Here is a 24,396-nt window from a genome sequence, read left to right as displayed (position 1 = left end):
TGTCAGTCAAGGCGCTGTTTTGACGATCTAGTGGCTCTAAATCAAAAAACAGCAACGCAGAATGAGAGCCAATCAAACTCGCCCTTCGGGAGTGTTTCAGTGCGTCCACTTCTGTGTCAAATACCTTTGAAAGGGAGCACCATTCCTACAGGTATTTTCCTTGAATTGAACGCACTGAAGTCACTCTGAATGACGCACCTTGAGGTGGTTTGGGTATATATATCAAATTAATTAGGCAGGGGGAATTAAATCGTTATTTCAAAACACATCAAAACTAATCATTTATTTTTCAATATGAACCATAAATAAATCTTTTGCTGGGCAATATAAATTGTCGTTTGCATGCCTTATGTTATAAATGTGTTAATGGTCAGGCATGTTTAGGTGATTACCTAACCACTCTTAAAGCAATAATGCTCACGGTTGAAAGGAGTCAACAGGATGTCTGAAATTGGCAATTATGTCATTTATATCATCATGATATGTGCGGTGTTAGGCGCTTTCGCATCACTGCGGGACAGCGAAAATGGATTGGGGGCGGAGTTCATTTCCGGCCTGCATAGTATTGGACCGATTTTTATCCCGGTTGCAGGAATAATGGCATCCATACCTTACTTGTCCAGTTTTATATCATATACATTTGGTCCGGTATTTGAGGCAGTTGGGGCTGACCCGGCTATTGCCGCGACCACTGTGATTGCTGTCGATATGGGTGGCTACCAACTTGCGGAAGCACTTGCAGCAACAAAAGAAGGCTGGATTATTGCCATGGTGACAGGCTACATGGCTGGGGCCACTATCGTGTTTTCGATCCCGGTAGGGTTGAATATGCTCAAAGAAGCTGACCATAAATATATGGCATTGGGTGTTATGGCAGGCTTGTTGAGTATTCCTGTTGGGGTTTTTGTAGCCTGCATGCTTATTAGTGTTACGGGGACGACCGTAAGAGAGACCATTGATACCACTTCTGATTCTTCTTTAACACTTTTAATGAATGCTGGTCTTATTCTTAAAAATATCTCCCCGCTTATCATTGTATGTATTCTTTTGGCTGCCGGACTCAAGTTTATTCCGAATCAAATGATTAAGGGTTTCCTTACATTTGGTAAAGTCATGGATGGTGCATTAAAACTGGTGCTTGTTTTCAGTATTGTAGAATATTTTACCGGCTTCTTTACGCAGACATTTGGCTCCTGGGGCTTCGACCCAATAATTGCAGATGAGCAGGATATGTTCCGGGCATTGGAGATTGCCGGGTACATCGGCATTATGTTGTCCGGTGCGTTCCCTATGGTATACCTGATTAAGAAGTACCTCGCGACGCCAATGGAAATGTTTGGCCAAAAGCTGGGCATGAACAGTGTCGGTGCAGCAGGGTTGTTGGCAGCAGCAGCAAATATACTGGCAATGTTCCACCTTATCGCAGACATGAAACCTCGGGACAAAGTGCTTTGTATTGCCTTTTCAGTGTGTGGTGCCTTTATGTTTGGTGACCACCTCGCGTTTACCGCAAACTTCCAGCCAAATATGATTGCCCCTATTTTGTTGGGTAAATTGGCAGGCGGCATCGTCGGATTTGCGCTGGCAGTATGGATTGCCGTTCCTTCCGCCCAACGTCTGGATGCAAAGGCAGCTAGCGAGGCCTGATTTTAACCCTTCAATGTTTTCAATATGCATAGCTGCAAAAGCGCAGCTATGCATGCGTTCGATTTACCAAAATAAAAACACAGCGGAATATGTCATGGAAAGAGATGTGATGGAGTTTGATGTTGCCATTGTAGGTGGTGGCCCTGCTGGGCTGTCTGCCGCCTGCAAAATCAAACAACTGGCGAATGAAAAAGGGACGGATATTTCCGTAGTGGTTATCGAAAAAGGTTCTGATATAGGTGCCCACATTTTTTCTGGAGCCGTTGTCGAACCTTCCAGCCTGGAACTCCTTTTCCCGGATTGGAAAGAGAAAGGCGCCCCTTTGACAAATGCTGTTGAGGAAGATGATTTCTATTTCCTGCGTAGCGCCAAAAGTGGCATTAAACTTCCAAACCTTTTTATCCCTAAGCCCATGCACAATAAGGGGAACTACATTGCGAGTGTAGGTGATCTTTGCAAATGGCTGGCAGAACAGGCTGAAAACCTTGGTGTAGACATTTTTTGCGGTTTCACGGCGTCAGAATTGCTTTATGGTGACAATGATGAGGTTATCGGCATTTTGACCGGCGATATGGGGATCGATAGGGAAGGTGAGCCAAAAGATTCCTTTGTACCCGGTGTTGAAATTCATGCCAAATACACATTACTGACTGAGGGCTGTCGCGGGCACCTTGGGAAAGTGCTTGTTGAGAAATACGATCTTAACAATGGTAAGGATCCCCAGCACTATGGACTGGGAATAAAAGAAACCTGGAAAATTCCAGAGCAAAAGAGCCAACCCGGGTTGGTTGTTCATGGTGCCGGGTGGCCGTTGGGATCGGAGTCCGGCGGATTTTTCCTTTACCACGGGGAAAATAATACCGTTTCTGTCGGTCTGATTTCGGACCTAAACTACAAAAACCCTTATTTCAGCCCTTTTGAAGCTTTCCAACAAATGAAGCATCACCCGGTTATACTGCAGTACCTCGAAGGTGGAGAGCGTCTGTCATATGGTGCAAGGGCAATCGCCAAAGGCGGGTTTAACTCCTTGCCAAAAATGACCGCACCGGGAGCGATGCTACTTGGATGTGACGCAGGGACGCTGAATTTCTCCAAGATAAAAGGGACGCACACAGCAATGATGTCCGGCATGTTAGCGGCCGGTGTTGTGGCAGAGGTACTGGAAAAAGGAGAGCCTGGAGGGCAGGACCTGGTCCAGTTTGAGCAGGTGTTTACAGAGTCTTCCCTGTATACAGAGTTGTTCAAGGCACGGAATTTCGGCCCGCATTTACACCGTTACGGTAGCTTGATTGGAGGTGCACTGAACTACGTTGACCAGAATGTGGTAAGCCTTCCCTATACTTTGCATGACCGAAAGCCTGACTACGATTCTCTGGACAGAAAATCACAAGCCAAATTTCTTGAATACCCCAAGCCGGATAATGTGATCAGTTTCGACCGGCTGTCGTCTTTATTCCTGTCAGGCGTAAACCATGAAGAAAACCAGCCATGCCACTTGATCCTGAGTCACAAGAATGTGCCGATTGACGTCAACGTCGAATATTATGATGAACCTGCACAGCGGTACTGTCCGGCAGGAGTCTATGAAGTACTTGATAAGGGTGACGGTAGTAAAACGTTGCAAATCAACGCCCAGAACTGCCTTCACTGCAAGACTTGTGATATCAAAGACCCCACGCAGAACATCACCTGGACGCCGCCTGAAGGGGGTGGAGGACCCAACTATATCAGCCAGTAGTTAAGGAGTTGACCGGATGTTAGAGCCCAAAACTGTCGTGGCGTATGATTTGGATGACACGCTCCTGAAAGGTGACAGCTCCATACTTTGGAACCGATTTGTATACCAGTCGAATCTTGTTAGTTCTAAAGACCACCTGGACCATCTTTCTGCTTTTAAGAGTGACTATCACAAAGGGATCCTGGATTGTCAGGCGTACCAGAAATTCACTATGTCAGCTTTCAGGTCACTGCCTGAAGACATATTGGTCAGGTACCGGGAGAGGTTTTTTGAACAGGAAATTAAACCAAGGATAAAGACCAAAAGCATTGACCTCGTCAGCAATCACCGGTCGCTCGGTTACCACACTGTTTTAATTTCAGCCACTAATGCGTTCATTACAGAGCCGGTTAAACGATTTCTGAATATTGATGCAGATTTAAGTACCGAACCGGAACGTATCGGTGGAATGTTAACGGGAAACTTTACCGGGACTGCGAGTTTTAAAGAGGGAAAACGGGATAATTTTATCCGTTACATGGAGAAACTAAAGCGCAGGGGAGAGGCCATAGGACGAACACGGTTCTATTCTGATTCCCATAACGATATTCCCCTTCTCAGCTACGTTGACGAAGCGATTGCTGTAAACCCGGACAATGTGCTGAACGAGCTGGCAAAAAAAGTAGGCTGGGAGATTATCTCTCTTGATGACTACAGTTAAAGACCAAGAGCACCATTCCCGGTGCTCTTCATCGCCCAGGTGTGGAGATTAACTTCCGCTGTTGAGATCTTCGTATTCCAGATATTGCAACGTCGCTGCAACCCGTGAATTTACCCCCAGCTTTTTTAATAAGCTTTTCATGTGCACTTTAACGGTGGACTCAGAGATAAACAGTCGGTCGGCAATTTGTTTGTTTCGGTAACCCTGGGCAACTTCCTTTAGAATCTGCATCTCCCTTTCTGTCAGGTTTTCAAACGGGGACGCGTTTGTCAGCCCTTCTTCAAGGTAATGACGTACGGTTTCGCTGTATGCCTTACCGCCGCGAAGCGCCTGTTTAAGCAGTTCAACCAACTCATCCGGTTCTGTATCTTTCAAAAGGTAGCCGTCAGCTCCCGCTTTGATCAGTGCCGCGACATCTTGCTTATTATCCGAAACTGTGAGGATGACAACCGTCGAGGAAACGCCTTCACTGCGCATGGCCTTTAAGGTATCCAACCCGGACATACCCTTCATGTTTAAATCGAGAAGGATAAGATCCGGTTCTTCATCATGGGCACAAATAGCCACTGCATCCGTACCGTTGCTGGCTTCCTCGATATCCTGAAACTCAGGCTCACAAGCCAGCAACTGGGTGATCCCCCTGCGCATTAACGGGTGGTCGTCAACAATCAGTACACGCCATTGTTCCATTGTAATCCTCTTATTTTTTTAATCTGCCAACCGGAATGAAAGGGCGATCCGGCTGCCATGTCCCTGTTTGCTTGAAACGGTCAGATTCCCGCCCAGACGCTTGGTTCGTTCGTACATAATAGCCATACCGTAGTGGTTTCGTTTTTCACTGTTTACGTCAAATCCAACGCCATTGTCTGTCACCGCAATACCTACCTGTCCGGACGACTGGTTGCATGAGACGGATATGGTTTCGGCTTGAGCGTGCTTGATTGCGTTCAATACTGCTTCCCGGATAATTTGCATCAGGTGAACCTGATGCTGGGCCTGGACAACCACGGACGGGAGGTGATTATCAACTTCGATGGTCGCATCCGTTTGTTCACGCAATGTTGCCAGCATCTGATCGAGTGCGTCGTTAAAATTGGCGCTGTCGATGGAAAGACGGAAGGTCGTCAGGAGTTCCCTGAGCTGGGTATAAGCATCTTTAAGCTGTCCGTCTATCTCATTGGTAATTTCAGTGAGGTTGTCATTGTCCAGTTTGGCGATCTGCCGTTTCAGCAGTGTAGTCTGTATTTTCAGGTATGAGAGTGTCTGGGCCAGTGAGTCATGCAACTCCCTGGCTATCGTTGCTCGCTCTTCCATCACCATGAGTTGCATGGTCTGTTTCTGGGTACGGTTGTAATAAACGCCGCGTGACATTATCCGGGCTACGTTGTTGATAAGCTGCTGGTCCGGGCAGGGCAGGGAGTATTGGCACTCAAGGTGCCCCAGAGCCTCACCGTCCAATGACAAGGCGTGCCGGTGCCAATGCGAATCGTTGATATTACCGACCTGGATAAACCAATCCGGCTGGCCTTCTTCCTCCACGACCAAACGAGCTGCTTTGATGCCGTCGACGGCCAGCAGGGTTTTTAACATCTCCTCAAAGTTGTCACGCCCAAGCTGGCTGTTTGAGAGCTGGGTGGAGCAATCATAGAGTACGCCCAAAGACTTGTTAGCCTGCGTCAGGCTGCGCGTTTTTTCTTCGATCATCTGTTCCTGATCGTCATACAGTGTTTTCAGGTCAGTTGCCATTGAGCGAAAACTGTACGCCAGCACTCCCAATTCATTCTGGGTTACAGGGGGAACTGAGATATTGAAATTTTTAGATTGAATCTGTTGGCTGGCAAGAACCAGCGCATGGAGAGGGTTAACGATTTTTCTCTGGGTAAAGTGGATCAGAAAGAGTGAGATACACAAAATCAGTCCAAGCCCGGCGCTGCTGACGATCGCCAGAGTCTGCAGTTTATCTTCAGAAAATTTCTGCAGTTCAAATACAAAACGATCAATATCGTTAACGAACAGTGCTACCTGTTCGAGGTAAAACTCCCGGTCATTGCCGAGTAATTCCGGCTTCAGCCTGACCCATTTCCCTATAAGGTCTTCGTAATGGATGATGATCTCCTCCGGCACTGCCCAATTGTTCAATAATGTCAGCTCAGGGGAAAGTAACGATTCTTCAAATTTTCCCACATGCTGTTCATACAAGGCAGAGTCCCGGACGATATCGTATGCAAGCCGGTAGCTTTGCATACGCAGGGATCCTGACGTGTTAACTGCTGCTGCGTCGTTAAGGCTGGACGCCAATGTCAGCAGTGAGAAGCTGGTAATAACGACTGAAAGCAACAAGATAAGAACCATTGAGCGCGCAATGGTTGTGGTTACGGAGTTACGGATAGTTATATCTGACCTAGGTGTTTCTGAATTTTGATCCACTTTCCCGCCGTCCATGATTTATCAATTATGCAACCAAGATTCACTATTAAGAATTCTGTCTACACTCAATAGTGTGAACAGAATCAGACCGGTTTATTGATCTGGCTCAATGTCACCCCCCAATTACCCCTAAGGGGGTATACCCCGACCAACAGCAGGTGATTAGTTTTCATAACTATAAACACTTTTTCTTTTTGTGAAACAAGCTGTCGAAACTGAAACTGGTTTTAAGGCTATTGAGGCAAGACATGGATATCTCTCGGCGTCGATTATTTACCAAAGCGCTGAACCGAACTGGTTTGGTGGCCGGTGAAGACCGCCAAAAACTTCCCTGGGAACGGGACGATATCACGTTTACTGACCAGTGTACCCGGTGTGGGAAATGTGCCGAACACTGTGAAACCCAAATTATCGTCAATGGAGATGGCGGTTTTCCATCTCTGGATTTCAAAAAGGGTGAATGTACTTTTTGCTACGCCTGTGCAGAGAAATGTCCAGAGCCTCTGTTCTATGAAGAAACCCAAAATCCCTGGAATCAAACAGCCGGTATCAGTGAATGTTGTCTGGCATTTTCAGGTGTTGAATGCCGCAGTTGCGGAGACAGTTGCGAAACACGGGCCATCCGATTCCAGCTTTCTGCTGGCGCCGTAGCACACCCAATTATTAACCCCAAAGATTGCAGCGGTTGCGGTGCATGTATTGCACCGTGCCCGGTAAGCGCCATCAAGATGGAGAATAGCAATGAGTGAGTATCACGTCAGCAGTCTGGTTGTACATGCAGCTGCAGACCAACAAAGCACGGTTCGTGAGGCGATCACTGCCATAGAAGGAGCAGAAGTGCCGGCTTCCAGCGAAGCCGGGAAACTGGTCGTGGTGGTTGAAGGGGATACCCGCGGTACCTTGCTGGACAAATTTGAAGCCATCCGTGCGCTGCCGGGCGTACTGGCTGCAACACTGGTGTATCACCAAATAGACAATGAAGAGGAGCCTGCACTGGCAGGTGAAGGAGTAGAGCAATGAAGCTGACACGCCGACACTTTTTGAAGGCGAACGCGGCTGCTGCAGCCGCTGCAGCGGCAGGTATTACACTGCCTGCCTCCGTGGCAAATGCAGCAGGACAGGATGATTCGGTTAAATGGGATAAAGCTCCTTGCCGTTTTTGCGGTACTGGCTGTGGTGTACTGGTTGGTACACAAAATGGTCGTGTAGTTGCGTCCCAGGGAGATCCGGATGCGCCGGTAAACCGTGGCCTTAACTGTATTAAAGGTTATTTCCTTCCCAAGATTATGTACGGAAAGGATCGCCTGACTCAGCCAATGCTGAGAAAGAAAAATGGTGTCTTTGACAAGGACGGTGAGTTTGAGCCGGTATCCTGGGACGAAGCACTGGACCTGATGGCGGATAAATTTAAAACCGCTATCAAAGATAATGGCCCAACTACGGTAGGTATGTTTGGTTCCGGCCAATGGACCGTATGGGAAGGTTATGCGGCGGCCAAACTGATGAAAGCCGGTTTCCGTTCCAACAACATTGACCCTAACGCCCGTCACTGCATGGCGTCAGCGGTAGGTGGCTTCATGCGTACATTTGGTATGGATGAGCCGATGGGATGTTATGACGACCTTGAGCAGGCAGATGCCTTTGTGCTCTGGGGTTCGAATATGGCGGAAATGCACCCGATTTTGTGGTCGCGTCTGACTGACCGCCGTTTGTCATCACCAAATGTAAAGGTTGCTGTTCTTTCTACATTCGAACACCGCAGTTTTGAACTGGCAGACAACCCAATTATTTTCACTCCGCAGACTGACCTTGCCATACTGAACTTCATTGCCCACTACATCATCAGCAATAACAAGGTGGACAAGGCGTTCGTGGAAAAACACGTCAATATCCGTAAGGGTGTGACCGATATTGGATACGGACTTCGTCCTACACACCCGCTTGAGCAGAAAGCCAAGAACCCGGGTAAAGGCGGCTCCGAGCCGATGGACTTCGATGCGTTTGCCAAGTTCGTAGCGGATTACGATGCAGAAAGTGTGTCCAAGCTCTCCGGTGTGCCAGTTGACCAACTGAATGAACTGGCAGAGCTCTATGCCAACCCAGAAGTAAAAGTGGTCTCTTACTGGACTATGGGCTTCAACCAGCATACCCGTGGTGTATGGGCCAACAATCTTGTGTACAACATCCACCTGTTGACCGGGAAAATCTCTAAACCGGGCAACGGCCCGTTCTCACTGACCGGACAGCCATCAGCCTGTGGTACGGCTCGTGAAGTCGGTACCTTTGCCCACCGCTTGCCAGCAGACATGGTGGTGAAGAACCCTAAACACCGTAAGTTTGCCGAGGATAAGTGGAACCTGCCGGAAGGTACCATCCCACCCAAACCGGGCTACCATGCCGTGCTGCAAGATCGCATGCTCAAAGACGGAAAGCTAAATGTCTATTGGGTGATGTGTAACAACAACATGCAGGCCGGTCCGAATATCAATGAGGAGCGTTTGCCGGGCTACCGCGATCCTCGCAACTTTGTTATCTGCTCTGACCCGTACCCAACAGTGACAGCAATGGCAGCCGACCTGATCCTCCCAACAGCAATGTGGGTGGAAAAAGAGGGTGCTTACGGTAATGCGGAACGCCGCACACAGTTCTGGTACCAGCAAATCAAAGCGCCGGGTGAGGCGAAATCTGACCTTTGGCAGCTGGTGGAAGTCTCCAAGCGTATCAAGGTTGAAGAAGTCTGGCCGGAAGAACTTGTCGCCGCCAAGCCGGAATACCGGGGTAAATCGCTGTACGACATCCTGTTTGCCAACGGCAAAGTCGACAAGTACTCCCTGAAGGAAGTACCGGAAGACAGGCTCAATGATGATGCCCGAGCAGCCGGGTTCTACATCCAGAAGGGCTTGTTCGAAGAGTATGCAGAATTTGGCCGTGGCAAGGCGCATGATCTGGCTCCTTTCGACATGTACCACGAAGCACGTGGCCTGCGTTGGCCGGTGGTTGATGGCAAAGAAACACTGTGGCGCTATGCAGAAGGGACGGACCCTTATGTGAATGCGGGTGAGGGCTTTGCTTTCTACGGCAAACCTGACAGAAAAGCCGTGATGTTTGCGCTGCCTTATGAGCCAGCAGCGGAATCACCTGATGCTGATTACGACTTGTGGCTGTCCACCGGACGTGTACTTGAACACTGGCATACCGGCACCATGACACGCCGGGTCCCAGAGCTCTACCGTGCCTACCCGGATGCAGTGGTATACATGCACCCACTGGATGCACGCAAACGCGGTTTGCGCCGGGGTGATGCGGTAAAAGTGGTTTCCCGCCGTGGCGAAGTCACCACGCACGTTGAGACCCGTGGCCGTAACCGCGTACCGCAAGGGTTGGTGTTTATGCCGTTCTTTGACGCAGGGCAGTTGGTAAACAAATTGACGCTGGATGCAACGGATCCGCTGTCAAAAGAAACCGACTTTAAGAAATGTGCCGTCAAAGTCTTAAAGGCTTGATGGGAAGGCAGGCAGCACAACGATGAGCATACGAACCCAACCAAAACCGCCATCTTCAGGAAAGGAAGACAAACCTTCCCTCAAAGATGTGAGCCGCCGGCGCTTCCTTAGGGATGCAGCAAGGACAGCCGCCGGTGCGGGCATCGCGGTGACGGTGTTGGGATTGCAATCCAAACAGAGCCAGGCCCGTTCCGGCGTACCGGTAAGGCCTCCGGGCGCAATAGAGGAAGCCGATTTCCTTGATGCCTGCGTGCGGTGTGGGCTCTGTGTGCGCGACTGTCCTTATGACACGTTGAAACTGGCAACCTTACTTTCACCGGTTGCTGCGGGTACTCCCTACTTCGACGCCCGTGACGTGCCTTGTGAAATGTGTGAAGACATCCCTTGTGTGAAAGCGTGCCCAAGTGGCGCACTGGACAAGGGACTGACAGATATCACCAAGGCAAAAATGGGCACCGCAGTGTTAATTGACCACGAAAATTGCCTTAACTGGCAGGGACTTCGCTGCGATGTTTGTTACCGGGTATGCCCGATGATAGACGAGGCAATCACGCTGGAGCCAATGCACAACCAGCGTACAGGGGTCCATGCAAAGTTAATCCCCATGGTGAACGCAGATAGCTGCACCGGATGTGGTCTCTGTGAGCACGCCTGTGTGCTGGAAGAAGCTGCTATTAAGGTGGTTCCAACCAGCCTTGCCCGCGGTGAACTGGGGCAACATTACCGGTTCGGCTGGCAAGAGCAAGAGGCCAATGATGGAGAACGTTTGGTGCCAAGGCAACTGACGCTTCCCGCCAGAAAGCCTGGGGAGGGTAACTGATGGCAAAGAACTTCGCCAAGGATGCAGGAACAGACGCAGTAAAGCGTCTTGGATGGTGGCGGGCACACCGCTTCCTGATCCTGCGCCGGTTTACCCAAATGGCAATTTTGTTGTCGTTTTTCACCGGGCCAATGTGGGGCTTGTGGATCATGAAAGGCAATCTCTCAGCCAGTGTGCTGTTTGATGTTGTTCCTTTCACCGACCCGCTGATTGCCGCGCAGTCCCTGGCAACCGGACATGTGTTTGAAGTGTCCGGTCTTATTGGCTTGGCAGTGGTCGTCGGGCTTTATGCACTGATTGCCCCCCGCGCTTTTTGTGGGTGGGTGTGCCCGATGAATCTGGTGACTGATGCCGCAGCATGGCTTCGCCGCAAGCTGGGGTTAAAAGTAAGCTTCAGCTGGCCCAAGTCTCTCCGCTACTGGTTTCTCGCTGCACTGGTAATCGGCAGTGGATTGACAGGTGCACTGGTGTGGACATGGCTGGATCCGGTGGCGGTATTGCACCGAGGGCTGATTTTTGGCTTTGGGGCCGGTATTTGGCTGGTGGTTGCAGTCTTTTTGATGGACTTGCTGCTGGTGGAGCATGGCTGGTGCGGTCATCTTTGCCCTCTTGGAGCCACATACGGATTGATCGGCTCGAAAAGCCTTATCCGGGTGAAAGCCGTCAACCGGGAAGCCTGTACCAAGTGTATGGATTGTTTCAACGTCTGCCCGGAGCCGCAGGTACTGCGCCAGCCGCTCAAGGAAGGGGATAAACGTGTCATGGACAGGGATTGCATCAGTTGTGGTCGCTGTATCGATGTGTGTGCTGAACAAGTTTTAGGATTCAGAACAAGAATTGGAGCCGAGGATGAAGGTTAAAAAAGCGGTTTCTCTGATGCTGGCAGTGGTGCTGGGCACTGTTGTATTCACAGTTAAAGGGGTTTACGCAAATACAGATGAAGCGACGCCGGTTGAATCCCTGCGTGGTTCAACAGAAATTGCAGAGGCTAATGTTCTGCCGAAGATCAAGCCTGTTCCCAAAAACCAGGAACGTATTGCGCTGGACTATGTAAACCAGCCTCCGTTGATTCCTCATTCGACGGACGGCTACCAGGTTAACCAGTCCAATAATGGGTGTTTGAAATGTCATGACGTAAACGTATACCGGAAAACCGGCGCACCGCGCGTCAGCCCGACACACTATCAGGACCGGGATGGAAAACTGCTGACTGAAGTCGCGCCCCGTCGTTATTTCTGCCTGCAGTGCCACGTTCCTCAGGCGCAGGCTGAACCTCTGGTTGAAAATGAGTTTGTGCCTGCCGGCAAGTTCGGCGAATAAGGGGGTCTGAATGAAACTACCCGGTTTTATTTCATCGTTCTGGCAATGGTTCCGAAAACCCAGCAGGCTGGCGATAGGTACCATACTGATTGTTGGGTTTGGCGCAGGTATCATTTTCTGGGGTGGTTTTAACACCGGCCTGGAGATGACGAACCGCGAAGAGTTTTGTATCAGTTGCCACGAAATGCGGGAAAATGTGTATGAAGAGTACGTGGGTACTATTCACTACACCAATCGCAGTGGTGTACGTGCAACCTGTCCGGATTGCCACGTGCCGAAAGAGTGGGTGCCGAAGATGATCCGTAAAATTCAGGCAAGTAAAGAACTTTACGGAAAAGTGTTTGGTATCGTGGATACGCCGAAAAAGTTTGAAGACCATAGGCTGGAGATGGCCACACGTGAGTGGAACCGGATGAAGGCCAATGACTCCCAGGAGTGCCGGAACTGCCACAACTTTGAGTTTATGGACTTCAGCGTCCAGCGGACTGTCGCTGCCGGAATCCACTCACAGGCTGAAGATGAGGGTCAGACCTGTATCGACTGCCACAAAGGAATTGCCCACAAACTGCCAAAAGACTACAAGGCCGAGCGGGAATTTCATTAATCTAGGGATACGTTAAAATATCAAACGCCACCTTTCAAGGTGGCGTTTTACTTTAGGGCTAATCGTCGTCTATTGGGGACTCCCTGAAGTCGTCAACCGTGTTGGGTTGCCTGTAGTTAAAATGCCTTTCCTGATGAAATTTAAGTCGTGATGCCTGGGCTTCCAACTGGTGGGCCACAGCATACTCACCCTCGTCATAGGCCAGTTGGATTTGCCGCTCGATTTCCCGGATGGTATCTGCCGTACTCATATGCTCCTCCCCTGGGTTCGGGTTTGGTCGAGGTACTGATACGGATGCACTTCAACAAACGATTATAGTCAAAAAAAGGCCCCGCGAGCGGGGCAAACTGAGGAGCTATAGCGGAATGACACTAAGAAGGTTGAATAGCGGTATGTTTGGCTGGCAGAGGCCTGAACCTGACAAAACACCAAAATGCTGAAGGGACAAAATAAAATGACAGAATCGTGGTCAGTACCGTGCCTCCGGCTATTGCAATGGCAAAAGGCGGCCAGAAGCCTCCACCACTCAGGATCAGAGGTAAAAAGCCGCCAACGGTTGTGATGGTGGTAGAGATTATGTGGCGGGAACAACTTGCGACAGAATCAATTATCGCAGCTTTGTCTCCGTTGCATGCGTCAGGATTCTCTTTGAGTTCTGCAAGAATCACGATAGCCGCGTTGACAGCTAGGCCAATAAGGCCGAGCAACCCGATGATAACTGTAAAACCAAACGGATAACTGAATGCCCAGACTGAAAGCAAGCCCAGCCCGGCTGCTTGAAACGCAACCAGAAAAACAATGGTGCTCAAGCGAAAAGAGTTGAAAGAGATAATCACCACTGCAACCAAAAGGGTGATAACCAGTGCCAGATTGCTTTTTAATTTGCCGACTGACTCATTACGTTCGGCAGACTCTCCGCCAAATTCGAGCCGATAACCGGGCGGCAGGGAAATGCTTGCCGCTTCAAGGTTGTCGTGGAACAAATCCAGCGCGGTCTGGGGAAGCACGCCTGCTACGATATACCCTTCAACCGTATTAACCCTCTCTCCATTCCTGTGGGGTATCGCGCCTCTGGCAGGTTCCAATGTGGCACTTGCAAGCGCTGAAAGCGGCATGCTCCCGGTTTGAGTCGGGATACGCAGGTTTGAAAGTCCTTCCAGGCTGGTTCGGGCCGAATCACCAATACGTACCCTGACAGGAATTTCTTCCGTTGATTCGATCATCGACCCGTTTACTGCCCCGGACAGGGTTGATTGCAACAGCTTTGCTAACGTCGAAAGGGGATGACCGTTAATCTGGCTGGCTTGTTCATTGACATCCAGCATCACCTTTGGCAATCCGGGTTGCAGGGTTTCCCGTGTGTGCGTAACGTACTGGGTTTCTGCCATGATCAGTCGGATTTGTTCACCCAACACTTTTATGCGGTCAAGGCTTGGTCCAATGACTCTCACTTCAAGCGGAGCGTTAAATGGCGGGCCCTGTTCCAGCTTTTTAACAATGATTTGAGCATTGGATATTTTTTCGTCCAGCTCAATTTGCAGTTCTGGAATAAGTCTGTTGGCAACCCGGAAGTCAGATACCTTTATCATGGCCTGAGCAAAACTGGGTGTGCCGGAGTTCTTGCTCTGAAGGTTGTAATAAAAAGCCGGAACATTGTTTCCCACCACCCAGGTGACGTTCTCTACACCCGGTTTTGATTGCAAAATCTGGTCAATTTCCTTTGCAGCCTGGCTGGTTTGGTCAATGCTCGACATGGGAGACATATATACCCGAAGTTCAAACATATCCCGATCTGAAGGCGGGAAGAACTGTTCGGTCAGTTGCGAAGCAGACCAAAAACCAACTGCGGGAATACAAAATACCATCACCAACGTCACCACTGGCCACTTTAGCCCGGCTTTCAGAGAAGCATTGAACAGTTTCCCCAAAGCCGGGAGTTCTGCACCTTGCGTGTACCAATGCTTCGCCGTATTGCCTGAACGAAGAAAATGGGCACCGAATCCGGCAACCAGACTGTGGGATATAAGGTAAGACCCGATGAGGGAAAAGGTCACCGTAATTGCGATCGCACCGACAAACTCACCGGCTGCGCCAGGCATCAAAAAGATGGGAGCAAATGCCAGCACTGTGGTTAACGTGGAACCCAGAAGGGGCGTCCACAAATGCTTTATCGCGAATTCAGCTGCTTCGAACTGACCTGCTCCCTTCTCACGCTGACGCTGTATGGTGTCGACCATGACGATGGCATTGTCCACCATGATACCCAGCGAAACGATAAGACCTGTTACGGACATTTGGTTTACGGGCAATCCTGTTGCTTTCATCATGAAAAGCGTCACAGCGCCAGTCACCGGTAATGAAAGTGCAACTAAAATGGCTGAACGCGCCCCAAGCGTGACAAGTAAAACGCCAACGATCAGAACAAAACCTATGAGCAGACTGTCCAGAAGCTCGACAAGACGCGTTTCTGTATAGGTTGATTGCTTAAAGAGTGTGGTCAGCGAAATGTCAGTGGGAAGTACGCTGTGGGCAGAGGCAATGACTTCCTCAACTGAACGGGTCCATCGCTCGATATTCTGTCCCGACTGCATTCTGACTGCGACCAAAATCGCAGCTTGACCGTTGTGAAGCGCGTGTTCTTTATAGGGGCTGAGTTCTGTAAGTTGAACAGAGGCGATGTCGCTCAATCGGATCTGGTGGCCGTCTGCATTTACACGTACCGGGACATCTCTCAAGCGGTGTAGCGAATCGATTTCTCCCCGAAGCTCCACCTGCATGCGAATATCACTGTTGATAATCTCACCCGCTGCGCCTTTTGCATCTGCCCCGGCGATAGCCTGACTGAGCGAACCCGCTGTGATACCGGCGCTACTGGCCTTGTACGGATCAATTTCGACCAGGAGTTCTTCTATTGGCAAGCCATACTCTTTGACGTAATCAGTACCTGAGAGGTTGCGAAATTGCCGGGCAATATCCTTGGCATATCGACCAAGAGCCAAAAGGTCTTGTTGAGCGTCAGGACTTTTCCACTGGAGTGCAAGAATGTACGTAAAGGCGTCGGACAAATCAGTGTTCAGCGTTGGCGGGGCGGCTCCGGTTGGCAATGATGGTGCGACTTCAGATAATTCGTCTCGAATTTTCGACCAGGAAGGTTCTGTTTCTTTCAAATCATCATGAAGTTCGACGGTAACGACTGACAATCCGGGACGGGATATGGAGTCAATTTGCGTGATATCAGCAAGCTGACGCAATGCAGTCTCTACTTTCTCCGTAACAAGTGCTTCAACACGTTCTGCGCTTGCTCCAGGATAAATGGTAGTGACATTGGCCCATCGGTTGGTCAGCTTAGGATCCTCTGCTCTCGGTAACGTCTGTATAGCAGATAAACCGGCAACTAAAATTAGGGCTGTTGCCAATATTAAAAGTCTTATATTTCCAATTACATTCGCCATCATGACTGAGGCCCTTCAACAAGTTCAGCCGAAGTAGTCGTGACCTGAGCGCCGGCAACGATTCGGTGAAGACCCTCGGAAACAATGAGTGGGTTTTTCCCCAACTCAGCGGCTATGAAGGCTTGGCTTTCGGTTGCATACAGAAGGTTTACAAGACGTCTTTCAACGCGGAATGAATGATTGTCACTCTCTTGGGAAGTGAGGCTGAAAATGTTCCATGTTCCCCTGACACCGTCGGTCAGGGCAGACATAGGAATCCAGTAACCGGGTTTGTTAATCTGACGATTCACGGTCAGATAAGCGAGTTCACCAGGTAGCAGAGCATAGTCTTTTGGTAATTCAAATCTAAGGTTTACTGTGCGGCCGTTATTCTGAAGGGCCGCCGCCGGGTTTATAAGAGATGCTTCGTAGAAACGCCCGTTTATCTCAACTGAAAATGTGGCTCCGCTTTCAAGTGTATTCACCATTTCGGCAGGTACACCTATGTGAGCTTCGCGGCCCATCGTCGAAAGCAGTGTAAAGGTAGGGGTGCCTGCCCCAATAACGTCTCCCTGAGATACATGTCGCGCACTGATAACGCCGTTATACGGGGCATAAACGGTTGACTTGTCAATACGTAAACGAGTGGCAAGAATACCTGCATCTACTTCATCCAGGCTTGCCGAAAGGGTGTTACGTTGACTTTTAAGGTCGTCAATTTGAGCATCTGCACTGAAGCCTTTCTTTTTTAACGAAAGCTGGCGCGAAAGATTGCGCTTTATCAACTGAAGTTGTGCCGCGATTTGGTCGCGTTTTGCCATCAGTTGGTTTAATTCTGTTTCAAGTAGTTCCGTGTTGAGGGAGGCAATTTTTTGCCCCTTGGTGACAGTGTCACCTTGAGCGACGTGCAATGCAGAGAGTTTTCCGGCTAGTTCAAAACCTAGCGTTGATTCCTGAGGGGCTTTTACAGTTCCAAGAAACCTTTGTTTTACGGGATAGCCAGATTCAGGTGTAAGACGGATGCTGGAAACAGTGAGTTGGTTTACCTGTTCAATTTGGGATTGAGCTTCCGTATCGCACCCGGATAACATCAACATGAACAGGCCGAGAAGTACAGGTACAGAAATCGTTGCGTTAGAGTGCCTTGTATGAGGACGTGCCGATGTAGCGGAAGACATGCTCAAATCCTTTTGTTAAATTTCATAAGTCGTGATGGTGGCTGTATGAAAAATAGACTAATCAAACTGTACTGTCTAGTCTATTAATTATCGATTTCAGCAAGAATTGAAAAGGTTGTCCCTAAACGTTGTTTTTTATCTTAGGTATCAGTTATTTATATGGTTGAGCAAAATAGCATTCGTGTTGGTCGCAAAAAAAGCGACAAGAAGAAAGAACAGATTCTTCGTGCTGCCGGTGAGCTTTTTAGGGAGCAAGGCTTCGGCGTCAGCATGGATATGATTGCGTCGAAGGCAGAAGTATCCAAGCAGACGGTATACTCGCATTTCAGTTCCAAAGGCGAACTTTTCGAAACTTGCATTATTCATCAGTGTGAGAAGTTTCAGGAGAAACTCTCACTGGAGCCGGGTTCCCAGAGTCCGGAACATTCCCTGACAGCCTTCTGTTTCTCGTTCCAGAATATGCTTCTGAACCAAAATGCGATCGACATGTATCAAACCATCATTTCACAGCGTGATGCCCATCCGGACATTGCCAATGCTTTTATCGAGACCGGCCCAAAACATAAGATTCGCTTGGTATCGGAATTTCTGTCTGAATTAAACGCAGCGGGCATGATCAAACTCGAACAGCCTGTGGAAGATGCAGCAATGCAACTTTTAATGATGGCGATGGGCAAACCGGTCTACTGGGCGCAGTTAGGTGCGGATGCCGGTGAAACCGATGAAAAACGCTACAGCTACATTCAAAACTGTGTCCGGCTTTTCTTAAGGGGATGTTGCTGGAAGGGCTAAGTTGAATGTTTAGCGTTAAGCAGACAAAAGAATAGGGCCTTTGTGGCCCTTTCTTATACCATTCAGGGAAGTTCAAGCGCAAGTATCACTCATAAAGGACAAAAAAAGAGGGAGGAGAAAAAAGGGCCGTTACCAGAACCGCCACCATGCCTTTTTCTGGCGTTTGAAGCACAGTAGGGGAATCGATTCTGGTTCAAGCGTGGCATCATCAGAAGCTCCCTCCAGTTGATAACCAAACATGAAGTTCAATGCCTCTTCTCCCAATTCAAGTGGGTGAAAATCCAAAGGGTATTCATCGCTATCGTCGAGTGGATCAATCGCTGGATGTACACCATCCCAATACGGCGCTTCGAAGTTGAATGGCGTACCTGTGTTTTCTAGAATGCCGCTGTCCGGTGAGAGGCTAAGTGAACGGATTAATTTCTGTTTTTCCCAAATTGCAAAAGCAAACCAATCGACAGCACTGTGCATGGCATGCAGTTGAATGGTAGTGCCAAGCGTATCTGTTATGAACTGCTTGGGAAGCTCTGAGGGTAAATCAATTGCGAATTCTGAGGCTGCAACGACAAAAACGCCATTAAAATACCCGGCGTAAATTTCGTTATCCTCGGGGCAGGTGAAAGACAGGTCTCCCTCCCCAGAAACAGTTAGCGTTGTAGCAGGGAAAAGCGTCTGCAGGCAGGTTTCGGTTTGCGTTTTGTCTATGTTCGGTGAAGAGTTAAGTATCTCTCTGGCATTACCGTTTGAATAGACTATCATCCACGTTTTAGCGCCCATAAAGCCTCTTATATCCCGAATGTTGAAATATATTAAAAGACTAAACACATCCGTATGGTGAATCAATCATAGTTACGTTGCATGTGAGCTATTTGCCGCCGCAAAACGGGAGCTGTTGAGGATAATATTCATACAGGAAAGAGGTGCGGTGATATATTTTTGGTGCGTTACATTAATTTTACTGAGCCTATGATTTGATTAACAACACCGAAAGGAGTGCTACGTACTATTACCGTTTTTTTTTCGCTTATCAAATTGTGGAAGGCTGTCACTTATATGGTACCAAGACGCCTTTGAACTTACGAAAATATGATAGCTCGGTGATATTCCAGGATTTCCTATTACCGTTCCTAGCGTTACGCTAGTTACCACTCCATTCTCAGTACCTGCTAGAGTAGAACCACACGCGTTACAAAAACACCAGCCGCCACCATGTGAAGTCTCGTATATTTTTATGTGTTCTTCACCCGAGGTCCATTTAAATTGTTCTGGAATTACTTCAGCATAAGTTGCAAAGGCCGTTCCGTGTTGACGCCGACACATTGAGCAATGGCAATGACTCGATTCAATCAGGTTTCCAGTGACCTTATAACTGACTTTGCCACACAAGCATTCACCAGCGATTATCATCTGACTCCCTTCTGTGCTTTAACGAATAACACAGATTCTTCCTCGTGAGGTTTAACAGTAGCACGACGATAGATGCCTCTCGAAAGCAATGGATGTATTCGCAGTCGTGAGACCGCAATAAGAAACCCTCTATATATTTGCCGTAAGCAAAAACTTAATGGCGGATATGACAATATGAAGTGGACAATTTTGCTGTTCGAGAGCATTGGTTGCTGATGCAACAAAATGAACACTATTGCTTATTGACCGGAGAAGGGCTCATATGTGTTATGCGATTTTTACCCGTATACGGAAACGCCCAAAGTTATTAGCCTTGGGCGTTTCTTCTGACAAACTGGTTACGACAAACCGAGCTTTAAAGCGTCATATGCAGAATTGGAAAAGGTTTTCCCATATCATCAAGTGGTGAGTGAGAAACGACTTTAAAACCCATATACTTGTAGAAACCTACTGCTTGCGGATTTTGTTCGTTTACATCGACTTTGGTTGTGCCTAACTGCTCTATTGCGTACTGCAGTAGCACCTTACCAACACCTTGCCCTCTTGCCTCATTTAAGACGAACAGCATTTCAACCTTTGAGTCGTGGATACCCACGAAACCTAATATTGAACCACTTTCATTTTTTATACATCTTAACGTGACAGCAGGAAAAGCCTGCTCAATGATAATTGGTTTAAAAAACTCAATATCTTCTTCTGTTATGAAGTCATGAGTTGCTCGGACTGAATTTTCCCAAACATTAAGCATTTCTGCGTAATTTTCAGGAAGCACATTTTCTACAATCATCATATTTTCACTTAAGTTGACTGAAATTCATGTGCAGCCGCGAGGGCGCATTTTAGCCCCTTTTAGTCGAAAATGTCTACCAATTACATAACAAATTAATAGAAGGCAAGTTGCGTGTCGTTTCCACCACTTTTTGTTGGAAAGCAATGGCTGTTGGAGCAGACAAAAGAATGTTACTGCCTGCTGATTGGGGAAGGACTCATATGTGTTATGCCTGTGCTTACAGTTTGCCTAAAAACTCATCTTCAGTTACTCCAATGATAAGTTCTTCGCTTTGATCACCAAGCACTCTAGTTATTGTTTTTTCGAAGTTGCTCATGACTTTCTTATTTTCACCTTGCCGCAAAGTAGCAATGTACTGTCTAAAGTGATTATTTATCGCTGAAAATATTAAATGAGGATTTACAACGATTGAAGTAACACCGGAATTGAGAATAAGGTTTCCTTTATTATCTTTGCGGTAAGTGGCATAAATTGCATGTGCCGATGACGGGCTGAAAGCCACCTTATTACTTAGCATTGCTTCATGAGTTAAGCCACAACGGACATGTTTATAAAAGTGATCTGCAGCGACTTCCATTCCGTTACGGTTAGAGCTAAACACTCGACAAAATCCTTCAATGAAAAATTTTTTGGACTTTCCCTCACTTTTCGCTCCCGAAATGTAACATTCGATAGACTCAAAATAAGTAGAGAGTAAAGACAAAGCAGCAACTTCACAGTGCTTATGATCCAACAGAATTTTTGCAGGGTTCAAGAGATAATGTAGCCAGATGTCTTCGAAAACATCTACTAAGTCAATAAATGAAGGGTCCTCAATTTTATCGTGCTTAAAGGACGGGCTTAGATTGTATTCCATTGTTTCTCCGAAGGCATACCGAATGACATGGATTCCCCCTCACGAGGATTTGCCACACTTAGGTGCCGCTTTAAATACCGTAGGTAACCATGTCTTCTCAATTCATTTGCGGCGTTGACCTCGCCAAACACCCTTTTCCCTACAGGCTTTGATGACCAAGGGAAGTGGAAAGTTTGAGAATGTTAACAAAGACAGCCAGAAATACCAGCATGAGCAAGACCAAAAAGACCGAAATGCGTATCTGGAACTGGAAAAAGAACGCGCCAAAGCAATTGCCAACCAACTGGATCCATCGGAAGAAACCACGGCGGACATCAACCAACAGTTCGACGAGAAGCAGGCGTCGTTGAAATCACTTTATAACGGTCAAGACAGTACCGACCCCGGCCCATCAAAAGGCCAGCTTGCGGCGTTAAAGCTTTGGGTGGGGGATGACAGAAACAAAGCGGGATTCCTTGAGGCACTCTGTAACGGCGGACATGACGTTGATAATGTGTCGCCAGAGCAGTTAGACCGCGCCTACAAGGAGCAGTTGGAGAAGCACAAAGCCAAGAAAGAAAAAGCGGTGGCACAAATGATACAAAATCGCTATATCTCTCGGTGATTTCAAAAATGTACCACGCTGAAGCGAGCCTTATGGAAAGAATCGTGATATTGGGTAGATAATCAACACGTTTTTCCCGTTCACTTCAACATCGAAATATTCGCACTGCCTTTGTATGGCAGATTGTATGTATGATCTCAGTTCGTCGGAATCCATATCATCAAAGTGACCAAATTCGGACTTGTTCCGGTTGTCGTTCACAATGAAAACGACAATTTCATAGCCCTGGTGGTGTGAAATAGCGTGTCGGCTGAAGGGCACATCCCTTAGAGACGGGTCATGAACGTAAATTGCCAGCATCTCATCGTTATACTCAGACGTTTCAATCAGGTAACAGTGAAAATTTGCCGTACTGCCAAGGATCATCATGGTTAAACCTCCGAACGATTATTATCGTTTTTTTTAGGTAGTGGGCCTTTTAGTCGGTTGTTCTTCCTCTCTTCCTCAATGTTTTTAATGAGTGTTTCAAGTAATTCCGGGTTTTCAATGATGCCCCGGGATCGCCTGAGAGGAATTAATGGACCATCCGTATTAATAATGTATTCCGTAGCCCAATAGCCAAATACCAGAGGAGCATCAAATTTCTCTTCCATTCCCGCACCGTACTGAGAGAAGGATGAAAATTTGTAAGAGGCGCCAGGAAGGAAGAAGCCTCCATACTTATCAATTTGGTCACTTTTCTCTAATTGACGTTTCATCTGGTCTATGATCGATTCGGACCTTAAATTTTCAATAATCTCCAGATCTTTTTGCAATTGTGAAAGGGTGCGGCCAGAACTTTCATCTTGCGTATCTGTGTCAGCAGGAAGCTCCGGAGCGTCACCAGTTTCCGTTTTAAGCGCAATTTGTTTGTTCAAGTAAGCAATCATTTTGTCGTAATCTGCAGGTGATGCTCCCCAAAGCTCCGGCGTTGAGGGGGGGGCACCGGCTTGTAAGTTAACGCCGGATGTGTCTGTAAAAGTAAGACCCACAGATACGGTCTTTACGCTGAAAGTTCTGGTAACCACCCTCAGCACATAGAGTCTATGATTTTCGTTTTTTGTGTAATCTTTAAGCTCACTGAGAATGTCTTCAGTAGCCCAATTATTAACGAGTGCATTGGCTTCACGATCAGTCATGCCGTTGGAAAAGGCATCTTTAAAAGAGATGGTACCTGTGGCCGATTTTGCCCCTGATAGGGCGAGTGCGACCGGTACAGAACTTACTGGAAGGGCAAGTCCACCACCCGATCTTGAGTCGATGGTGAATGAATAGGTGGGGAATGCGGCTTTTGGCAAATCTTCAATGATGTTATCGTTAGGCTTTAGACGGGCGTAGACATTATCCAGTCTGAGATAGCCTTCTTCTTTCCAGGATTCTATTTCTGTATTTGTGGTGAATGGCGTAATAAACGCATCTCCGGGGCGGAGGTCTTCTTGTAGAGGGTAGACAGGTATAACCTGAGATGCCCTGACCATTTGATTCCAGCTCTTTGCGACAGCGTGGTAACTTTCTTCTACGTTATTTGAGACGCACCCAACGGCGGAAGTACAAGAAACCACAATTATTAGTGATTTACAGTAATCCATATTATTCCTAGCCTTGTTGTCGTTTTTGTTTGTGACTCAAGTGTGGAGTGAGTCATTAATAAGTATTAGTCAACGGAAAAGAATTTCAAATTCTGACGGATTTATCAGGTAGCTTGTCGCAAACTTAAATCAAAGTGCAAGTTTTAGCATTAATTAGATCTTTCTATACACGACTCTTGATATGTCAATCGTTATATTTTGTTCTTTAAAAAGAAATAGGTTATTTCTCGACATGCTAACTTTTTCTATTGTCTGAAAAATGGTGAAAATTTTTTGGATGAAAATAGCCACGTAAAATATATCCAAAATAGATAAACCATACGTATATGAATCCTTCAAGTAAACGTTGATAAACACCAACGAATTTTGATTCTGGATCCAAGGCAATGAATAGCAGGATACAAATAACACTGATGGTGCGGGTGCCTATTTTGAATGTTTTCGCGTATCCATCAAATGAAGACAGAATGAACATTGACACCATCACTGACATGTAGGCAGAAACGGCAAGGAGCATATGGATATTGTGGAAGAGGGTGGGTTCAACTGGCCGACACTGATAATCACAGGGAAATATCGCCGCCAGACTCAGTGCTGTCCCGTACAACCCTATCAAGGCAACACCTATCCGGTTTTGCTTTGTCTTAGGAACAGCCGAATAACAAAAGGCGACGAAAGCAAATATTAACAACTCAGCGGGAATAAACCCTAAATAATTCACATAGGAGCCGTAAGGCGAGCCTGTGGCCCCTAACTCACTAATAAACTGCGCTGAATGACTGTATTCAGGGTAATACAAACCGGCAATAATAACGGTGCCAGCAAGCCAAATAAAACTCACAATGGGCAAAACTAACAGTACATTAAAGCGATTTCTGTCTGACATCCCAATCTCCAATTATTCACCTAACAACGCCATAGCAGACACCACGCGGGAAAGGCAGATAAAAGTGACCTTACGATTGGGACCCTATGCAACACCAGCGGATAGGTCCGCCTCGTCAAGAACCT

The 24,396-nt window shown here is 47.7% G+C and carries 24 protein-coding genes; 12 read left to right on the top strand and 12 right to left on the bottom strand.

Features of this window, described 5'->3' with window-relative positions; translation table 11 throughout:
• Nucleotides 1-441 precede the first annotated feature (441 nt).
• The 3 genes from eutH (at nucleotide 442) to NF212_RS25335 (ending at nucleotide 4,085) form a co-directional block, all read left to right on the top strand.
• Entirely contained in the window at nucleotides 442-1,647 is a 1,206-nt protein-coding gene (gene eutH, locus NF212_RS25345; protein WP_434361839.1) for an ethanolamine utilization protein EutH, read from the top strand.
• A 94-nt stretch (nucleotides 1,648-1,741) separates the two neighbouring features.
• Nucleotides 1,742-3,385, top strand: a complete 1,644-nt coding sequence (locus NF212_RS25340) for an electron transfer flavoprotein-ubiquinone oxidoreductase (RefSeq protein WP_434361838.1) — start codon at nucleotides 1,742-1,744, stop codon at nucleotides 3,383-3,385.
• Between the two features lie 16 nt (nucleotides 3,386-3,401).
• Nucleotides 3,402-4,085 (top strand): HAD family hydrolase, encoded by a 684-nt coding sequence (locus NF212_RS25335; protein WP_434361837.1) that lies wholly within the window; start codon nucleotides 3,402-3,404, stop codon nucleotides 4,083-4,085.
• 48 nt (nucleotides 4,086-4,133) lie between these two features.
• On the opposite strand, the gene NF212_RS25330 is transcribed toward NF212_RS25335, so the two are convergent.
• Nucleotides 4,134-4,775: a response regulator gene (locus NF212_RS25330; protein WP_434361836.1), complete on the bottom strand. Its 642-nt coding sequence runs from the start codon at nucleotides 4,773-4,775 to the stop codon at nucleotides 4,134-4,136.
• Between the two features lie 18 nt (nucleotides 4,776-4,793).
• Nucleotides 4,794-6,512: a nitrate/nitrite two-component system sensor histidine kinase NarQ gene (gene narQ / locus NF212_RS25325; RefSeq protein WP_434361835.1), complete on the bottom strand. Its 1,719-nt coding sequence runs from the start codon at nucleotides 6,510-6,512 to the stop codon at nucleotides 4,794-4,796.
• A gap of 248 nt (nucleotides 6,513-6,760) precedes the next feature.
• Here narQ and napF point away from each other — a divergent pair, with 248 nt between their 5' ends.
• The 7 genes from napF to napC are packed head-to-tail and all read left to right on the top strand — an operon-like array spanning nucleotide 6,761 to nucleotide 12,759.
• Entirely contained in the window at nucleotides 6,761-7,261 is a 501-nt protein-coding gene (napF, locus tag NF212_RS25320) for a ferredoxin-type protein NapF (protein ID WP_434361834.1), read from the top strand.
• Nucleotides 7,254-7,532, top strand: a complete 279-nt coding sequence (locus NF212_RS25315; RefSeq protein WP_434361832.1) for a chaperone NapD — start codon at nucleotides 7,254-7,256, stop codon at nucleotides 7,530-7,532. The genes napF and NF212_RS25315 overlap by 8 nt, the downstream gene beginning before the upstream one ends.
• The gene (gene napA / locus NF212_RS25310) at nucleotides 7,529-10,015 is read left to right on the top strand and encodes a nitrate reductase catalytic subunit NapA (protein ID WP_434361830.1); all 2,487 of its coding nucleotides are present in this window, start codon (nucleotides 7,529-7,531) and stop codon (nucleotides 10,013-10,015) included. The genes NF212_RS25315 and napA overlap by 4 nt, the downstream gene beginning before the upstream one ends.
• A gap of 22 nt (nucleotides 10,016-10,037) precedes the next feature.
• Nucleotides 10,038-10,835, top strand: coding sequence for a ferredoxin-type protein NapG (napG, locus tag NF212_RS25305; RefSeq protein WP_434361828.1), 798 nt, complete (start codon nucleotides 10,038-10,040; stop codon nucleotides 10,833-10,835).
• On the top strand, nucleotides 10,835-11,695 hold the full coding sequence (gene napH, locus NF212_RS25300) for a quinol dehydrogenase ferredoxin subunit NapH (protein WP_434361826.1): 861 nt from the start codon (nucleotides 10,835-10,837) through the stop codon (nucleotides 11,693-11,695). The genes napG and napH overlap by 1 nt, the downstream gene beginning before the upstream one ends.
• Complete coding sequence (locus NF212_RS25295; protein WP_434361824.1) at nucleotides 11,685-12,155, top strand: nitrate reductase cytochrome c-type subunit; 471 nt, start codon at nucleotides 11,685-11,687, stop codon at nucleotides 12,153-12,155. The genes napH and NF212_RS25295 overlap by 11 nt, the downstream gene beginning before the upstream one ends.
• 10 nt (nucleotides 12,156-12,165) lie before the next feature.
• On the top strand, nucleotides 12,166-12,759 hold the full coding sequence (gene napC, locus NF212_RS25290) for a cytochrome c-type protein NapC (protein WP_434361823.1): 594 nt from the start codon (nucleotides 12,166-12,168) through the stop codon (nucleotides 12,757-12,759).
• 58 nt (nucleotides 12,760-12,817) lie between these two features.
• Here the strand turns inward: napC and NF212_RS25285 are convergent, their stop codons facing one another.
• The 3 genes from NF212_RS25285 to NF212_RS25275 form a co-directional block, all read right to left on the bottom strand.
• On the bottom strand, nucleotides 12,818-13,009 hold the full coding sequence (locus tag NF212_RS25285) for a hypothetical protein (RefSeq protein WP_434361822.1): 192 nt from the start codon (nucleotides 13,007-13,009) through the stop codon (nucleotides 12,818-12,820).
• Nucleotides 13,010-13,130: 121 nt separating this feature from the next.
• Nucleotides 13,131-16,211, bottom strand: coding sequence for an efflux RND transporter permease subunit (locus NF212_RS25280; RefSeq protein ID WP_434363001.1), 3,081 nt, complete (start codon nucleotides 16,209-16,211; stop codon nucleotides 13,131-13,133).
• Nucleotides 16,211-17,368, bottom strand: coding sequence for an efflux RND transporter periplasmic adaptor subunit (locus NF212_RS25275; RefSeq protein ID WP_434361820.1), 1,158 nt, complete (start codon nucleotides 17,366-17,368; stop codon nucleotides 16,211-16,213). The genes NF212_RS25280 and NF212_RS25275 overlap by 1 nt, the downstream gene beginning before the upstream one ends.
• Nucleotides 17,369-17,527: 159 nt before the next feature.
• On the opposite strand from NF212_RS25275, the gene NF212_RS25270 reads away from it, so the two are divergent.
• Entirely contained in the window at nucleotides 17,528-18,160 is a 633-nt protein-coding gene (locus NF212_RS25270; protein WP_054675143.1) for a TetR/AcrR family transcriptional regulator, read from the top strand.
• Nucleotides 18,161-18,289: 129 nt separating this feature from the next.
• Here NF212_RS25270 and NF212_RS25265 read toward each other — a convergent pair whose 3' ends face one another.
• The 4 genes from NF212_RS25265 to NF212_RS25250 form a co-directional block, all read right to left on the bottom strand.
• On the bottom strand, nucleotides 18,290-18,937 hold the full coding sequence (locus NF212_RS25265) for a DUF6928 family protein (RefSeq protein ID WP_434361818.1): 648 nt from the start codon (nucleotides 18,935-18,937) through the stop codon (nucleotides 18,290-18,292).
• 219 nt (nucleotides 18,938-19,156) lie between these two features.
• Nucleotides 19,157-19,567, bottom strand: a complete 411-nt coding sequence (locus NF212_RS25260; RefSeq protein WP_434361816.1) for a GFA family protein — start codon at nucleotides 19,565-19,567, stop codon at nucleotides 19,157-19,159.
• Between the two features lie 355 nt (nucleotides 19,568-19,922).
• Nucleotides 19,923-20,354: a GNAT family N-acetyltransferase gene (locus NF212_RS25255; RefSeq protein ID WP_434363000.1), complete on the bottom strand. Its 432-nt coding sequence runs from the start codon at nucleotides 20,352-20,354 to the stop codon at nucleotides 19,923-19,925.
• Nucleotides 20,355-20,574: 220 nt separating this feature from the next.
• Nucleotides 20,575-21,213, bottom strand: coding sequence for a hypothetical protein (locus tag NF212_RS25250; RefSeq protein WP_434361814.1), 639 nt, complete (start codon nucleotides 21,211-21,213; stop codon nucleotides 20,575-20,577).
• Between the two features lie 151 nt (nucleotides 21,214-21,364).
• Between NF212_RS25250 and NF212_RS25245 the strand changes: the two genes are divergently transcribed.
• Complete coding sequence (locus NF212_RS25245; protein WP_434361812.1) at nucleotides 21,365-21,817, top strand: hypothetical protein; 453 nt, start codon at nucleotides 21,365-21,367, stop codon at nucleotides 21,815-21,817.
• 30 nt (nucleotides 21,818-21,847) lie between these two features.
• On the opposite strand, the gene NF212_RS25240 is transcribed toward NF212_RS25245, so the two are convergent.
• The 3 genes from NF212_RS25240 to NF212_RS25230 form a co-directional block, all read right to left on the bottom strand.
• Entirely contained in the window at nucleotides 21,848-22,186 is a 339-nt protein-coding gene (locus NF212_RS25240) for a hypothetical protein (RefSeq protein ID WP_434361810.1), read from the bottom strand.
• A gap of 2 nt (nucleotides 22,187-22,188) precedes the next feature.
• Complete coding sequence (locus NF212_RS25235; protein WP_434361808.1) at nucleotides 22,189-23,385, bottom strand: hypothetical protein; 1,197 nt, start codon at nucleotides 23,383-23,385, stop codon at nucleotides 22,189-22,191.
• A gap of 235 nt (nucleotides 23,386-23,620) precedes the next feature.
• The gene (locus NF212_RS25230) at nucleotides 23,621-24,271 is read right to left on the bottom strand and encodes a DUF998 domain-containing protein (RefSeq protein WP_434361806.1); all 651 of its coding nucleotides are present in this window, start codon (nucleotides 24,269-24,271) and stop codon (nucleotides 23,621-23,623) included.
• Nucleotides 24,272-24,396 lie beyond the last annotated feature (125 nt).

This window comes from Parasalinivibrio latis, assembly GCF_036825535.1.
In the GTDB taxonomy this organism is placed as follows: Bacteria; Pseudomonadota; Gammaproteobacteria; order Enterobacterales; family Vibrionaceae; genus Parasalinivibrio; species Parasalinivibrio latis.
Note: the sequence above shows the minus strand (reverse complement) of the source record. Positions and strands in the feature narration are given on the sequence as shown.

Bases quoted from the DNA above. Each gene is read 5' to 3' on its own strand.
- eutH (WP_434361839.1), top strand. From the start codon at position 442: ATGTCTGAAATTGGCAATTATGTCATTTATATCATCATGATATGTGCG.
- NF212_RS25340 (WP_434361838.1), top strand. From the start codon at position 1,742: ATGGAAAGAGATGTGATGGAGTTTGATGTTGCCATTGTAGGTGGTGGC.
- NF212_RS25335 (WP_434361837.1), top strand. From the start codon at position 3,402: ATGTTAGAGCCCAAAACTGTCGTGGCGTATGATTTGGATGACACGCTC.
- NF212_RS25330 (WP_434361836.1), bottom strand. From the start codon at position 4,775: ATGGAACAATGGCGTGTACTGATTGTTGACGACCACCCGTTAATGCGC.
- napF (WP_434361834.1), top strand. From the start codon at position 6,761: ATGGATATCTCTCGGCGTCGATTATTTACCAAAGCGCTGAACCGAACT.
- NF212_RS25315 (WP_434361832.1), top strand. From the start codon at position 7,254: ATGAGTGAGTATCACGTCAGCAGTCTGGTTGTACATGCAGCTGCAGAC.
- napA (WP_434361830.1), top strand. From the start codon at position 7,529: ATGAAGCTGACACGCCGACACTTTTTGAAGGCGAACGCGGCTGCTGCA.
- napG (WP_434361828.1), top strand. From the start codon at position 10,038: ATGAGCATACGAACCCAACCAAAACCGCCATCTTCAGGAAAGGAAGAC.
- napH (WP_434361826.1), top strand. From the start codon at position 10,835: ATGGCAAAGAACTTCGCCAAGGATGCAGGAACAGACGCAGTAAAGCGT.
- NF212_RS25295 (WP_434361824.1), top strand. From the start codon at position 11,685: ATGAAGGTTAAAAAAGCGGTTTCTCTGATGCTGGCAGTGGTGCTGGGC.
- napC (WP_434361823.1), top strand. From the start codon at position 12,166: ATGAAACTACCCGGTTTTATTTCATCGTTCTGGCAATGGTTCCGAAAA.
- NF212_RS25285 (WP_434361822.1), bottom strand. From the start codon at position 13,009: ATGAGTACGGCAGATACCATCCGGGAAATCGAGCGGCAAATCCAACTG.
- NF212_RS25280 (WP_434363001.1), bottom strand. From the start codon at position 16,211: ATGGCGAATGTAATTGGAAATATAAGACTTTTAATATTGGCAACAGCC.
- NF212_RS25275 (WP_434361820.1), bottom strand. From the start codon at position 17,368: ATGTCTTCCGCTACATCGGCACGTCCTCATACAAGGCACTCTAACGCA.
- NF212_RS25270 (WP_054675143.1), top strand. From the start codon at position 17,528: ATGGTTGAGCAAAATAGCATTCGTGTTGGTCGCAAAAAAAGCGACAAG.
- NF212_RS25265 (WP_434361818.1), bottom strand. From the start codon at position 18,937: ATGGGCGCTAAAACGTGGATGATAGTCTATTCAAACGGTAATGCCAGA.
- NF212_RS25260 (WP_434361816.1), bottom strand. From the start codon at position 19,567: ATGATAATCGCTGGTGAATGCTTGTGTGGCAAAGTCAGTTATAAGGTC.
- NF212_RS25255 (WP_434363000.1), bottom strand. From the start codon at position 20,354: ATGATTGTAGAAAATGTGCTTCCTGAAAATTACGCAGAAATGCTTAAT.
- NF212_RS25250 (WP_434361814.1), bottom strand. From the start codon at position 21,213: ATGGAATACAATCTAAGCCCGTCCTTTAAGCACGATAAAATTGAGGAC.
- NF212_RS25245 (WP_434361812.1), top strand. From the start codon at position 21,365: ATGACCAAGGGAAGTGGAAAGTTTGAGAATGTTAACAAAGACAGCCAG.
- NF212_RS25240 (WP_434361810.1), bottom strand. From the start codon at position 22,186: ATGATGATCCTTGGCAGTACGGCAAATTTTCACTGTTACCTGATTGAA.
- NF212_RS25235 (WP_434361808.1), bottom strand. From the start codon at position 23,385: ATGGATTACTGTAAATCACTAATAATTGTGGTTTCTTGTACTTCCGCC.
- NF212_RS25230 (WP_434361806.1), bottom strand. From the start codon at position 24,271: ATGTCAGACAGAAATCGCTTTAATGTACTGTTAGTTTTGCCCATTGTG.